The sequence below is a fragment of the Pedobacter sp. CAN_A7 genome, from assembly GCF_015752175.1.
Lineage (GTDB): Bacteria > Bacteroidota > Bacteroidia > Sphingobacteriales > Sphingobacteriaceae > Pedobacter.
The window spans coordinates 370,462-383,232 of record NZ_JADOUW010000003.1 but is presented as its reverse complement, the minus strand read 5'-3'; the positions used below and the strand labels follow the sequence as shown (position 1 = coordinate 383,232).

At 41.3% G+C, this 12,771-nt stretch carries 13 protein-coding genes; 10 read left to right on the top strand and 3 right to left on the bottom strand.

Annotated features, from left to right (window positions below):
* Positions 1–35 precede the first annotated feature (35 nt).
* From kduI to IWX76_RS13105, 6 genes are read left to right on the top strand one after another with little or no spacing between them, the layout of a single operon-like run.
* The gene (kduI, locus tag IWX76_RS13130) at positions 36–866 is read left to right on the top strand and encodes a 5-dehydro-4-deoxy-D-glucuronate isomerase (protein ID WP_196860380.1); all 831 of its coding nucleotides are present in this window, start codon (positions 36–38) and stop codon (positions 864–866) included.
* Positions 866–1,681 carry an SDR family oxidoreductase gene (locus IWX76_RS13125; RefSeq protein ID WP_196860379.1) on the top strand — a complete coding sequence of 272 codons (816 nt, stop codon included), beginning with the start codon at positions 866–868 and terminating at the stop codon, positions 1,679–1,681. Before kduI ends, IWX76_RS13125 begins: the two co-directional genes overlap by 1 nt.
* Positions 1,682–1,701: 20 nt before the next feature.
* Positions 1,702–3,102, top strand: a complete 1,401-nt coding sequence (uxaC, locus tag IWX76_RS13120) for a glucuronate isomerase (protein WP_196860378.1) — start codon at positions 1,702–1,704, stop codon at positions 3,100–3,102.
* A 1-nt stretch (position 3,103) separates the two neighbouring features.
* Positions 3,104–4,114: a PfkB family carbohydrate kinase gene (locus IWX76_RS13115; protein WP_196860377.1), complete on the top strand. Its 1,011-nt coding sequence runs from the start codon at positions 3,104–3,106 to the stop codon at positions 4,112–4,114.
* Positions 4,104–4,763 (top strand): bifunctional 4-hydroxy-2-oxoglutarate aldolase/2-dehydro-3-deoxy-phosphogluconate aldolase, encoded by a 660-nt coding sequence (locus tag IWX76_RS13110; protein ID WP_196860376.1) that lies wholly within the window; start codon positions 4,104–4,106, stop codon positions 4,761–4,763. The genes IWX76_RS13115 and IWX76_RS13110 overlap by 11 nt, the downstream gene beginning before the upstream one ends.
* Positions 4,764–4,801: 38 nt before the next feature.
* Complete coding sequence (locus IWX76_RS13105; RefSeq protein ID WP_196860375.1) at positions 4,802–6,175, top strand: MFS transporter; 1,374 nt, start codon at positions 4,802–4,804, stop codon at positions 6,173–6,175.
* A gap of 38 nt (positions 6,176–6,213) precedes the next feature.
* Here the strand turns inward: IWX76_RS13105 and IWX76_RS13100 are convergent, their stop codons facing one another.
* From IWX76_RS13100 to IWX76_RS13090, 3 genes are all read right to left on the bottom strand, one after another.
* A complete protein-coding gene (locus IWX76_RS13100; RefSeq protein ID WP_196860374.1) occupies positions 6,214–6,843 on the bottom strand; it encodes a class I SAM-dependent methyltransferase in 630 nt (209 codons plus the stop codon).
* 14 nt (positions 6,844–6,857) lie between these two features.
* Positions 6,858–7,763, bottom strand: a complete 906-nt coding sequence (locus tag IWX76_RS13095; RefSeq protein WP_196860373.1) for a hypothetical protein — start codon at positions 7,761–7,763, stop codon at positions 6,858–6,860.
* A gap of 65 nt (positions 7,764–7,828) precedes the next feature.
* The gene (locus IWX76_RS13090) at positions 7,829–8,443 is read right to left on the bottom strand and encodes a hypothetical protein (RefSeq protein ID WP_196860372.1); all 615 of its coding nucleotides are present in this window, start codon (positions 8,441–8,443) and stop codon (positions 7,829–7,831) included.
* On the opposite strand from IWX76_RS13090, the gene IWX76_RS13085 reads away from it, so the two are divergent.
* The 4 genes from IWX76_RS13085 (at position 8,442) to cobA (ending at position 12,768) form a co-directional block, all read left to right on the top strand.
* The gene (locus IWX76_RS13085; RefSeq protein ID WP_196860371.1) at positions 8,442–8,651 is read left to right on the top strand and encodes a hypothetical protein; all 210 of its coding nucleotides are present in this window, start codon (positions 8,442–8,444) and stop codon (positions 8,649–8,651) included. The two genes, IWX76_RS13090 and IWX76_RS13085, sit on opposite strands and share 2 nt — an antisense overlap.
* 152 nt (positions 8,652–8,803) lie before the next feature.
* Positions 8,804–9,649 (top strand): alpha/beta hydrolase, encoded by an 846-nt coding sequence (locus IWX76_RS13080; protein ID WP_334641911.1) that lies wholly within the window; start codon positions 8,804–8,806, stop codon positions 9,647–9,649.
* Between the two features lie 234 nt (positions 9,650–9,883).
* Positions 9,884–11,977 carry a HEPN domain-containing protein gene (locus tag IWX76_RS13075; RefSeq protein ID WP_196860370.1) on the top strand — a complete coding sequence of 698 codons (2,094 nt, stop codon included), beginning with the start codon at positions 9,884–9,886 and terminating at the stop codon, positions 11,975–11,977.
* Positions 11,974–12,768, top strand: a complete 795-nt coding sequence (cobA, locus tag IWX76_RS13070; protein WP_196860369.1) for a uroporphyrinogen-III C-methyltransferase — start codon at positions 11,974–11,976, stop codon at positions 12,766–12,768. Before IWX76_RS13075 ends, cobA begins: the two co-directional genes overlap by 4 nt.
* Positions 12,769–12,771: the final 3 nt, after the last annotated feature.

Below are 12,771 nucleotides of genomic sequence, written 5' to 3'. Positions count from 1 at the left end.
ATTTTTACGAATAACAAATAATGCAAATGAAGGACATGAAGATTATACATGCGGTAGCACCGGATGATTTTAAAACTTACGATACGGAGAAGATCAGGTCACGTTTTTTACTGACAGATTTAAAACAAGAAAATAAAGCGACGTTTACCTATTCACATTACGACAGAATGGTTGTCGGATTAGCCTACCCGGTGACAGAAACGGTAGAATTAAGTAATTACTCCAATCTGCGTGCTGAATATTTTCTGGAAAGAAGAGAACTGGGAATTATCAATGTTGGAGGTGACGGCGTAGTAGTTGCTGATGGCACCAGTTATCCTTTGCGTAAACTGGATGCTTTATACTTAGGAAAAGGAGTTAAGGAAGTAAGCTTTAAAAGTAATTCGGCCACTGAGCCAGCGGTATTTTACTTATTGTCTACTCCGGCGCATACCACTTATCCTACCACTTTATTAACCACTGAGGAAGCTTTTTCTGCGGTATTAGGCAGTCTGGATACGGCAAATGAGCGTAAAATTATCAGGTACATCCATAAAGACGGTATTCAAAGTTGCCAGTTGGTGATGGGCTTAACTATTTTAGCAAATGGTAGTGTGTGGAATACCATGCCTGCGCATATTCACGACAGAAGAGCAGAAGCTTATTTCTATTTTGATGTGGAAGAAGATCAGCGTGTATTACACCTGATGGGGTCGCCACAGGAAACACGTCATCTCTTCATGGCTAATCATGATGCGGTATTATCGCCATCATGGAGCATCCACTCTGGATGTGGTACAAAAAATTACAGTTTTATTTGGGGCATGGGCGGTGAAAACCTTGATTATGCTGATATGGACCCTGCTTTAACTCAAGACTTACGTTAATGGAAAACTTATTCGCATTGAAAGATAAGGTTATTATTGTAACCGGTGGAACAGGTATTTTAGGTGGAGCATTTGTGGAAGCTGTTGTGGAAGCAGGAGCTGCTGTAGGGATTTTAGGCAGGAATGCCAAGGTTGCGCAGGAGCGTGCTGATGCTATTAACGAAAAGGGTGGCCGGGCAATAGCCCTGGTAGCCGACGTGATGGACGAGCAGCAGCTTATTGAATGCCGTACCCAGGTGTTGGAAAAATTTGGCAGAATCGATGGATTGGTTAATGCCGCAGGTGGCAACCAGCCAGAAGGTGTGCTGAAGCCAGAAGAAGATATTTTTAAGATGAACCTGGCAGGCATGAAAAAAGTAATGGACCTTAACTTATGGGGTACCATTATTCCAACGCAGGTGTTTGGTGCTGCCATTGCCGAAACCGGTAAAGGGAGTATTGTAAACATTTCTTCGATGAACTCTAAACGCGCCATTACCAAAGTGTTGGGTTACAACATGGGTAAAGCAGGTGTTGATTATTATAACCAATGGTTTGCTGTGGAAATGGCCAACCGTTATGGCGAAAAAATCAGGATGAATGCCATTGCGCCTGGTTTTTTCCTGACCGAACAAAATCGTGATTTATTGACCCTCCCTGGGGGTGGTTATACTGATCGCGGTGGTTTAGTGATTAACCAGACTCCCTTTAAACGATTTGGTGATCCAGATGAACTTAAAGGCGCCCTGGTGTTCCTGTTAAGCGATGCATCGAAATTTGTAACCGGTGCTATGATTTGTGTGGATGGTGGCTTCTCCGTATTTGGAGGCGTTTAAACGAAAATAAAATATAAGACGTGAAAAAATTCATCGACGAAAACTTTCTATTAAATAATAAAACGGCAGAAGTATTATATCACCAATACGCCAAGGATATGCCAGTGATCGATTATCACTGTCACCTGCCACCAGACCAGATAGCTGAAGACCGTAATTTTGAAAACCTGACGCAGGTTTGGTTATATGGTGACCATTATAAATGGCGTGCCATGCGTGCCAATGGCATTGCAGAAGAATACATTACTGGAGATAAAAGCGACTGGGAGAAATTTGAGAAGTGGGCGGAAACGGTACCCTATACTTTACGTAATCCTTTATACCACTGGACACACCTGGAGCTGCAACGGTATTTTGACGTTTATGATATCTTATCGCCAGCTACGGCCCGTAAAATTTATGAGGAGTGTACCGCAAAACTGCAGACACCAGAATATTCGGTGCGTAACTTAATGCGTAAAATGAAGGTAGAATGGGTGGCCACCACCGATGACCCTACCGACGACCTGGCTTACCACCAGCAGATCAAGTCTGAAGGTTTTGAAATTAAGGTTTTACCAGCTTTCAGACCAGATAAAGCGATGCAGGCTGAAGATTTACTAGCCCTGGTGGCTTATGTTAACAAGTTGGAAGAAGTTTCAGGTGTGTCGATCACCGACTTCAATTCCTACCTTGCGGCATTAAAAAGCAGGCATGATTTTTTTGCTGAACAAGGATGCCGGGTTTCAGATCATGGCCTGGAGCAAATGTATGCGACAGATTATTCTGCTGAAGAAATTGATGTGATCTTCGATAAAATAATTACTGCTAAGGAACTTACAGACATCGAGGTATTGCAGTTTAAATCGGCCATGCTATATTATTTCTCCATTTGGGATCATGAAAAAGGATGGGTTCAGCAATATCATTTAGGCGCCTTAAGAAATAACAATTCTCGTTTATTGAGTAGCCTTGGTCCGGATACAGGTTGGGATTCTATTGGTGATTTTCAGCAGGGCCCTATGTTATCGAAGTTTTTAAACCGTTTGGATGGCAGTAACCAGTTGACCAAGACGATTTTATACAACTTAAATCCAGCCGACAATGAGTTGATGGCCACGATGATAGGTAATTTCAACGACGGTACCGTAGCTGGAAAGATTCAATTCGGGTCGTCATGGTGGTTCCTGGATCAAAAAGACGGTATGACCCGCCAAATAAATGCACTTTCCAACATGGGTTTGTTGAGTCGCTTTGTAGGCATGTTAACCGATTCCAGAAGCTTTTTATCTTATCCGAGACATGAATACTTCAGGCGTTTATTGTGTAACCTGCTAGGTGAGGATGTGGAAAATGGCGAACTGCCCGATGATATGGAATGGTTAGGAAAAGTGGTGAAAGACATCTGTTTTCATAACGCAAAAAATTACTTCGGGGTTTAATATGGGGAAGATATTAAGTTTTGGTGAGCTGCTGTTGCGTATCTGTCCGGATGCCGAAGGGCGCTGGATTAAGGAAAATAACCTGCCATTTTATATTGGTGGTGCAGAATTAAACGTTGCCACTGCCTTATCCATATGGGGCATGCCATCGGCTTACATGACGGCCTTGCCAAAGAATGCCATGACTGAACAACTGGTGGACTATATTGATGATTTAGGCATCGATCATTCGGCAATACAATACCAGGGGGAGCGTGTAGGACTTTACTATTTACATAAAGGTAAGGACCTAAAAAACTCGAGTGTGATTTACGATAGGAAGTACTCGTCGTTTTCCACGCTTAAAACTGGTGAAATCAATTGGGAGGAGGTCTTTAAGGATGTTTCCTGGTTCCATTTCAGTGCAATATGCCCGGCAGTTAGTTTGGCAGCAGCAGAAGTTTGCGAAGAAGCGTTAAAAGAAGCATCGGCAAGAAACATTACTATTTCTATTGACCTAAATTACCGTGCCCTGTTATGGAAATATGGGAAAGAACCCGTGTCCGTTTTACCTGCACTGGCAAAATATTGTCATTTAATTATGGGTAATATCTGGGCTGCGGAAACCATGTTTGGTATTCCAGTTCCTGAAGGTTTAAGGGAGAAGGACAACTATCTGGAGCAAGCAGAAAAGACTTCAAGGATTATTCAAGAAAATTTCCCTGCCTGTAAAGCTGTAGCGAACACTTTTCGCTTTGATGAGCAGGGTGGGGTTAAATACTATTCAACACTTTTTACAGAAGGTACACTGCATGTGTCGAAGCAATATTTTGCTGAGAAAATTGTAGACAAGGTGGGAAGCGGGGACTGTTATATGGCTGGATTAATTTACGGATTTTACCAGGGTAAGTCGCCCGTTGAAACCTTAGCATTTGCAACGGCAGCAGCTTTTACCAAACTATTTGTTGCCAGCGACGCTACGAACTTAAAACCAGCTGAGCTAATTGAAAAAGCTACGAAATATGAGAACTAAAGAAAATACAATACAGGCCATACAGAAACAGGGTTTATTACCATTATTCTTTTATGAGGATGCTGCGGTAAGCCTTGACATTGTGAGAACCTTATACAAATGTGGTATTCGGGTGATCGAGTACACCAATAGGGGGAAAGAAGCATTAGAAAACTTCAGGTTCCTGATTGATAAAGTGAATGCGGAGATGCCTGATCTTCATTTGGGTATTGGTACCATTAAGAATACTACGGAAGCACAAGCCTTTCTGGATGCGGGAACTCACTTTGTGGTTTGCCCGGTGATTGATCCTGCAGTGGGTGATTTAATCCATGATGCTGGATTGCTATGGATACCAGGCTGTTATACCCCAAGTGAAATTAATGTAGCACACCAGATGGGTGCAGGAATTATAAAAATGTTCCCAGCTAATTTATTGGGGCCTTCCTATTTATCAGCGATTAAGGATATTTTTCCGGGGCAACTTTTTGTTCCGACCGGTGGAGTGGAGATAGAAGAAGAGAACATCAGGAACTGGTTTAAAGCGGGAGTTTGTGCTGTAGGCATGGGAAGTAAGCTGGTGAGTAAAGAGATTATGGCAAACAAGGATTATGAACGACTAACAGAAATGACTAATAAGACAATGGAGATCTTAAAAAAGATCAAATAATAACAAGAATACCAACCAAATACCAAAACCAAATATAAATGAACGAAGTCAAAACCGGCAATTATCGCTGGACCATTTGCGCGCTGCTTTTTTTTGCGACTACAGTGAACTACCTCGACAGACAGGTGTTAAGTCTGTTACACACTACATTAGAAGCTGAGTTTGGCTGGAGTAATACCGATTATGCCAATATTACGGCCTCCTTTCAATTTGTATATGCACTTTCCATGCTTTTTGCAGGAAGAATAGTTGATAAATTAGGTACTAAATGGGGTTATGCCGTGGCCATCATTGTTTGGTCACTGGGGGCCATTTTGCACGCCAAGGCCATTCCACTAGGTCAGGGCATGGTGTCCATGTTAGGCATCGCTGGTATTACCGGATTATCTTTTTCTGTTGTAGGTTTTGTGATATCCAGAGCGGTATTGGCTATTGGAGAGGCAGGAAACTTTCCGGCAGCCATCAAAGCGACCGCAGAATACTTTCCGAAAAAGGAACGCTCCTTTGCGACGGGGATTTTTAATTCAGGCGCTAATGTTGGGGCGGTTTTAGCGCCACTTACCGTACCTTGGATAGCACACCGTTATGGATGGGAATCTGCATTCGTATTAATTGGGGCTGTAGGGTTTTTATGGCTTATTTTCTGGTTTATCTTTTATGAAATTCCGGAAAGACAAAAACGTTTGTCTAAAAAAGAACTGGAATACATTTTAACAGATCCTGATCAGGACGGTATAGTTCCAACCTCCTCTGAACAAGAAGCTAAAAAAGTATCCTGGACACAGTTATTAGGTTACAAGCAGACCTGGGCGTTTGCCATTGGAAAATTCATGACTGATGGGGTATGGTGGTTTTTCCTATTCTGGTTACCATCGTACTTAAAAGTGCAATATGGAATGGATAACACGGCGATCATGGTTCCTTTAGCGGTGCTGTACAGCTTGACCATGATTGGAAGTGTTGGCGGCGGCTGGTTCCCGATGTATTTCATCAACAAGGGTTTTTCGCCATACGACGGCAGGATGAAAGCTATGCTGGTCATCGCCTTGTTTCCCCTGGTTATTCTGGCGGCGCAACCACTTGGGCACCTTACGTTTTGGATTCCCGTTATTTTAATTGGAATTGGTGCTTCAGCACACCAGGCTTGGTCGGCTAATATTTTTACAACGGTATCAGATATGTTTCCTAAAAAAGCAATCGGTTCGGTTGTTGGTATAGGCGGTATGGCAGGTGGCTTGGGTGGTGTGGTGCTGTCTAAACTGGGTGGTGGTTTATTTGACCATTATAAAGCTTTAGGCCATACCGAGACCGGTTATACCATCATGTTTGCCATTTGTGCAGTAGCATACTTGTTGGCATGGGGGATTATGAAATCATTGGTGCCTAAATACAGGCCGATTACAGATTTATAAGTTGGTTTATTTTTAGTGATTGTGGTTAAAACCAGGCCTTAGGGTCTGGTTTTTTTGTATACAATAGATTCAATGAAATTGCCATAGTATTGGTTATGGAGAATGTTACGATACGCATGTTGCTGGAACAGTAGGTTAGTGTTAAACAGACTGTGAGCTTCCACTTGGGCAATGCGGTTGAAAAACGCATACATCAATTTTAGTAAAATGGAGTGCCAGGCTTTGCCCTTTAAGGGAGAAAAATCGGCAAAGAACCATAAGCCGTCGTCTTTTAGCCATTGGTGGAGTTTATGGAAGACGAGCGTTGCGCGTGTTTCAGCAAAATTGTCAAACAAAAATGCGGTGATGACCACATCAAAGGGATGTTCAATATACAGCTCTTCGATAGCGCCCTGAATAAACAGGACCTTGTTTTCGCCGGCATTTACTTTTTTAGCCAGGTTAATCATGTTTGCAGAAATGTCTATAAAGGTAATATTTAACCCCTTGGGATGAATTTCAGCGATAGCCGCTAAGATCCATCCGGTGCCGCCACCGACAATCAGAATATTGGCCCCAGCTTGAATAAAAGGAAGTTGCACTTTTTGGGCACGGGTTTGCGCCTTGAAAAAAACCAGTCGACTCAGTCGGTCATAAGAGGAAGCGATGCGATCATAGTTATTAACCATTTTTCTTGTCGGTTTTATAGGCTGCCACCGGCGATGCCACACAATGCTTTCACCAAAATAAGGCCATCAATAACGATGAGATAAAACAAGATTTCCTTCTTTTTAATCATGGAATAAGCTACGATTAAGGTCAGCAGGAAAGGGATAAAATTGAATAAGATGGTTAGTGTAGGAAAATGCTGGATATAAGTGTAGATGAATAAGGAGCACATACCGATACACAATAAAGGGATGAGCATATAAAATATGGTGTTATTCAGTCCAAACCGCACGGCAAAAGTTTTCAATTCCTTATTGGCGTCGATTTCATAATCTTTTAGATCGAACATAATGGCATTAACCGTGCAGAACATCCAGTTTTTGACGAAAAGCCATATCCAGATGGTGCTTTCAATTTCCGCGGCTCCGCTTTCTAAACGAAGCATGATGAGGGGCAATACGTTTGCTGTGCATGCCCAGATAAATCCAATGATAAAAGGCTTTAGCCAGCCCGTATTGCGGAGGTTGAGGTTAAAGAAAGATGCTGGTAGTAAGCCATAATACAAAAGGGCAATCAGTATAATGGATACCGCGGCAAGCCAGTAAGGCAGTGGGAGGTTAAAAATAGCTTCCATATGCCGCCAAAGCAGGTAGGAGAGGAGGGACAGGCAGATTACGCTGAGGAGAAACTGACTTTTTATAATGAATGACTGATGGGTCATATACCACTGTGTTCTGGGGTTGGTTGTTGTACTCAGTTTATTGACACCCATGTAGGCATAAGTGTAATAAATGATGGGTGCGAAAGCCACCAGGGCATAGTAGGCAAGGCTGTTAAAAGGGATTTTGAGTTGTATAGTGGATTCTATGGTTAAGGCTATGGCCAGTAAACCAATAAAGTAATTGCCGAAAAAGATGAATTTAATAATCTTTATTGCCATTTGAATGGTCCTAATATAAAGCAGGATATTTAACAAACCTACGATTATATCAGGACCAGTGCAGGCTAAAGTGTTTTGTAGCTTACTTTAAATGTCATTTTGACGTTGAGGGCTTCCCAGGTAATTAAGGTAGGATAGGCATCTAAATTGTACTCATAACTGCAAGTTAGGTCATTTTTAGGGGTGCTGCTCTTCATGCTGAGTAAATTATGATCTGCCGACAGAAGGAAATTTTCACCTGTTTCCATGGCAATGAGATGGGCATTAGCCACGTGTTTAAATAGCCCATTATTAAGGTCGAAAGTATATTTGGTTATTTCTGTTTTGTTTGTTTCGATAATGACGCCCATTTTATCATTGGAAAGGTCATAAGCAAAGGTTTTGGTATGCAACAGTACGTTTTTAGCAGAGAAGTAATTGATTTCGGTCATTTGCTGTTGGTTGTTATAGGTAATGGTGTAATAACCTAAAGGAATGTCGTCATCTGCAGTTTGGCTCCATTGATTCACTTTATTGATGCGATTATTATGGTCACGAACAAAGTCGACATAGAAAGTTTTACCACCTTCGTAGGTGTATAAGGTGTTCATTAGATTGTCTTTGTAGGTGATGATCACCTTTTTACCAGTACTATTTTCAACGGATAAAAGCGAATTGGTATTACCAAGATATTTAAACATGACCGACTGGTTGGACGATTCTATTTTAATGGGTAGCAGCTTAGTGGTAGAAGATGGAGGTAAGACTACAGGGGGTGTAGTTACTGGCGGTGTGGTTGTTGGCGGGGGTGGAACAGGCACTGTAACAATTGGTTTTTCTGGTGTAACTGGAGGGTTTGTTTTGCTGCAGCTGGCCAGGAAGCCAAGGGTTGATAATAAAACCAGGTAAGTGAGCTTGTTTTTCATATTTGAATAATTTTTATATTCAAATGTGTATTAAACTTGTTTAAATAAAAAAATAATTAATATTTTAGATGACATCAAGGAGGCTTGCAATTTTAGAAGCATATCATTAGTTTTAGGGTTCACAAACCATTAGAGATGTCCACGTATTTTAAGAATCGCCAGTTAGTTAGCCGTATTTTATATTCCTTTTTATTACTATTCTTTGTAGATGTGGCAATGGCCGCTTCGGTTGATACCGTAGTTACTTATAGTGAGTCCATGAAAAAGAAGATTAAAGCTGTAGTGGTATTGCCTGCAGGATATGGTGGTGAGAAACGTTTTCCTACGGTATACCTTTTACATGGTTATAGTGGTGGTTATGCCGATTACATTAGGAATACTCCTGCGATAAAGGATTATGCAGACCGTTACCAGCTGATTATTGTATGTGCCGATGGACGTAACAGTTGGTACCTGGATAGTCCGGTAGACTCCACCTGGAAATATGAAACCTATGTGGCCAAAGAATTGGTGGGATGGATTGACAAACGTTATTCTACGATAGCGGATCTTAAGGGCAGGGCGATTATGGGTTTAAGTATGGGCGGTCACGGTGCGCTTTCCTTAGCCATAAAACACCAGGATGTGTTTGGAGCTGCAGGAAGCATGAGCGGTGGGCTGGATTTAAGACCTTTTCCAGGAAATTGGGAAATTTCAAAACGATTGGGCAGTTATGCTTTAAATGCTGACAGCTGGAAGGAGAACAGTGTTATGGAGATGATTCCGTTGCTTTCTACTCATCAATTAGCATTGATTATTGATTGCGGCGAAGACGATTTCTTTTACCCGGTGAACCTAAAATTTCATGAACAGTTGAAGTATAATAACATTGCACATGATTTTATTAGCCGGCCGGGAAACCATGATTGGAAATACTGGACGAATGCCATTAGCTATCAATTTCTATATTTTAATAATTTTTTTCAGTTAAAAAAGGTGTAAACAGGTGCATAATAGCTGTTTTATATAAATATTGAAAATATTATGTATATAAAGCCTATATATTCTATATACTTTATATATTTGTAAAGATGAACAACACGAACCAGGTTTATTACAATATGATGTCCCTAATCTGTACAAGCAGAACTTAGACTGGTATGGGGTAAATATTGTAAAACTTCTTCAGTCGAAAACTAAAGAAGTTTTTTTTTAAATTAAAATGTCACAATTAACATGCAAAGCTTTAGAACCGAACTTGAAAATCCGATAGTAGAAAAAGATATCATTGATCTTGAAAAGAAGATCCGTCTTTTTAGAGAAGGGGCTATCCACGATGAAAAATTTAGAAGTTTACGTCTTGCACGCGGGATTTACGGTCAGCGTCAGCCTGGTGTGCAAATGATCCGGATTAAACTTCCTTTCGGAAAGGTAACCTTCAGACAACTACTAAAGATAGCGGACGTAGCAGACGAGTATGGAAGCGGCAACCTTCACCTGACCACCCGTCAGGATATACAAATGCACTATGTGAGTTTGGATCGCACCCCAGAACTTTGGGATCAATTGGAGCGCGAGGATGTAACGATCAGGGAAGCCTGTGGTAATACGGTTAGGAATGTAACCTCTTCTCCTGATGCGGGCATTAACCCTAATGAATTATTTGATGTATCCCCTTATGCACATGCGTTTTTCTCGTATTTCCTTCGCAATCCCATTTGCCAGGAAATGGGTAGGAAAATAAAGTTTTCCTTTTCTGCCACAGAGAATGACACGGCATTTAGTTATATACATGATTTAGGTTTTATACCTAAAATTAATGAACAGGGCGAGCGTGGATTTAAAGTGCTTTTTGCCGGTGGCTTAGGTGCACAACCTTTTCTTGCCACCGTGGTTCATGAGTTTTTGCCAGAAGATCAAATTATTCCTTACGCAGAATCTGTTTTGCGTGTATTTGACCGTTATGGAGAGCGATCAAACCGAAATAAGGCCCGTCTGAAATACCTGGTGCAAAAACTAGGTCTTGAAGAAGTATTAAGGTTAATCGATGAAGAGCGTATTGCCAATCGTGTTAAAACTTACCCAATAGACCGGGATGCGGTTCCATTTCCAAATGTACCACCGGTTATTGCTTTGGAAGAAACCGGACTGGAAAATGACCTGGATTATCAGCGTTGGTTAGCCACAAATGTTTTTGAGCAAAAGCAACAAGGCTTTTATGGCGTTTACATTAAAGTGACCATTGGTGATATCAGAACTTTCCAGGCCAGAGAATTGATTGATGCTATTCATTTATATGTCGCTGACGAGATAAGGGTAACACAAAACCAGGGTCTATTATTGAAATTTGTTAGAAAGGAAGCATTACCTACATTATATAAAAACCTAAAAGCAATTAAACTTGCTGCTGCAGGTTTTGACAGCATCGCTGATGTGACTACTTGCCCTGGAACAGACACCTGTAATCTGGGGATATCAAATAGCATGACCCTTGCGGCTACGTTGGAAGAGCTTGTTTATGAAGAGTACCCACATTTAATTTTTAATCAAGACATTAAGATTAAAATTAGTGGTTGTATGAATTCTTGTGGACAACATGGATTAGCACATATTGGTTTTCATGGAAGTTCTGTGAAAGCCAATGGGAAAGTAGTTCCAGCGGTACAGGTTTTACTTGGCGGTGGAACGGTAGGCGATGGTGCAGGCAGGGTTGCCGAGAAGATTATCAAAGTGCCCTCGAAACGTGCAACCTCTGTATTACGTGTAGTATTAGATGACTATAGCGCCAATGCCTTTGCTGATGAAAACTTCCATGGCTATTACGATCGTTTGGGCAAGGATTATTTTTATCAACTGATCAAACCTTTAGCTGATTTGACTAACCTGCAGGACGAAGAATTTGTAGACTGGGGCCATGAAGAAACTTTTCAGACCGCAATTGGGGTAGGAGAATGTGCCGGTGTAATTATCGATTTAGTTGCTACCCTATTGGTAGAGGCAGAAGAAAAATTGAGCTGGGCTAAAAGTTCTTTTGAGGGACAAGCCTGGGCTGATGCCATCTACCATGCTTATGCGGTACAGGTGAGCACGGCTAAGGCTTTGCTTTTAGATAAAGGCATTAACAGCAGTACTCAGGTAGGGGTAATCAGAGATTTTGACCAACATTATGTAAGTACAGGAGAAGTAGAGCTGGAAGATAGTTTTAGCGACCAGATATTACAAATTAATAAACATGAACCATCAGAAAGCTTCGCGATAGCTTATATTGAAACCGCGGAACGCTTTTATAACCAGATAAAAACTAAAAGGGAGGCTGCGTTTCAATTATGATTTTAAATAAAACAACTAAAGGATTCAAAGAACCAAAAATAACGCTGGTTGGCGCTGGCCCTGGCGACCCGGAATTGATTACCATGAAAGGTGCTAATGCCTTAAAAACTGCTGATGTAGTTTTATATGATGCATTGGTTAACGAAGCGCTGTTAAATTACGCTAGTCCGGATGCCATTAAAATTTATGTGGGAAAAAGGTCAGGTGCGCATTCTTATTCGCAGGCGGCAGTTAATAAACTAATGGTGGATTATGCCATGAACTACGGGCATGTGGTTCGTTTAAAAGGAGGCGATCCCTTTGTTTTCGGCCGTGGTTATGAGGAATTGGATTTTGCTTTAAATTACAGCATACCTACCCAGGTAATTCCTGGTTTATCGAGTTCAATATCGGTACCTGGACTTCAACAAATTCCGGTTACACACAGGGGTTTAAGTGAAAGTTTTTGGGTAGTAACGGGTACAACGGCTTCTGGTGAAATGTCAAGTGACCTTTACGAAGCGGTAAGAACCAAGGCTACTGTAGTGGTATTGATGGGCCTGAACAAAATAGCGGAGATTGTTAAACTGTTCCAGAATGAAGGGAAGAATAAATTACCGGTAGCTTGCATTCAAAGTGGTTCCATGGAGGACGAGAAGTTAGCCATTGGCATTGTTGACACCATTGAAGAACTGGTCATAGAGAAAAACATCAAAGCACCAGCCTTACTTATTTTTGGTGAAGTGGTGTCTCTTCATCCTTCTTTCCAGCCGATAAAAGATTTTTATCGTACTTTACAAGAGGAACAATAAAAC

Excerpts from the sequence above, each read along its gene's own strand:
- IWX76_RS13100 (WP_196860374.1), bottom strand. The coding sequence starts at position 6,843 with ATGGTTAATAACTATGATCGCATCGCTTCCTCTTATGACCGACTGAGT.
- IWX76_RS13080 (WP_334641911.1), top strand. The coding sequence starts at position 8,804 with ATGTCCACGTATTTTAAGAATCGCCAGTTAGTTAGCCGTATTTTATAT.
- IWX76_RS13110 (WP_196860376.1), top strand. The coding sequence starts at position 4,104 with ATGAGAACTAAAGAAAATACAATACAGGCCATACAGAAACAGGGTTTA.
- IWX76_RS13085 (WP_196860371.1), top strand. The coding sequence starts at position 8,442 with ATGACCGACTGGTTGGACGATTCTATTTTAATGGGTAGCAGCTTAGTG.
- cobA (WP_196860369.1), top strand. The coding sequence starts at position 11,974 with ATGATTTTAAATAAAACAACTAAAGGATTCAAAGAACCAAAAATAACG.
- IWX76_RS13095 (WP_196860373.1), bottom strand. The coding sequence starts at position 7,763 with ATGGCAATAAAGATTATTAAATTCATCTTTTTCGGCAATTACTTTATT.
- IWX76_RS13115 (WP_196860377.1), top strand. The coding sequence starts at position 3,104 with ATGGGGAAGATATTAAGTTTTGGTGAGCTGCTGTTGCGTATCTGTCCG.
- IWX76_RS13090 (WP_196860372.1), bottom strand. The coding sequence starts at position 8,443 with ATGTTTAAATATCTTGGTAATACCAATTCGCTTTTATCCGTTGAAAAT.
- kduI (WP_196860380.1), top strand. The coding sequence starts at position 36 with ATGAAGATTATACATGCGGTAGCACCGGATGATTTTAAAACTTACGAT.
- IWX76_RS13105 (WP_196860375.1), top strand. The coding sequence starts at position 4,802 with ATGAACGAAGTCAAAACCGGCAATTATCGCTGGACCATTTGCGCGCTG.
- IWX76_RS13125 (WP_196860379.1), top strand. The coding sequence starts at position 866 with ATGGAAAACTTATTCGCATTGAAAGATAAGGTTATTATTGTAACCGGT.
- IWX76_RS13075 (WP_196860370.1), top strand. The coding sequence starts at position 9,884 with ATGCAAAGCTTTAGAACCGAACTTGAAAATCCGATAGTAGAAAAAGAT.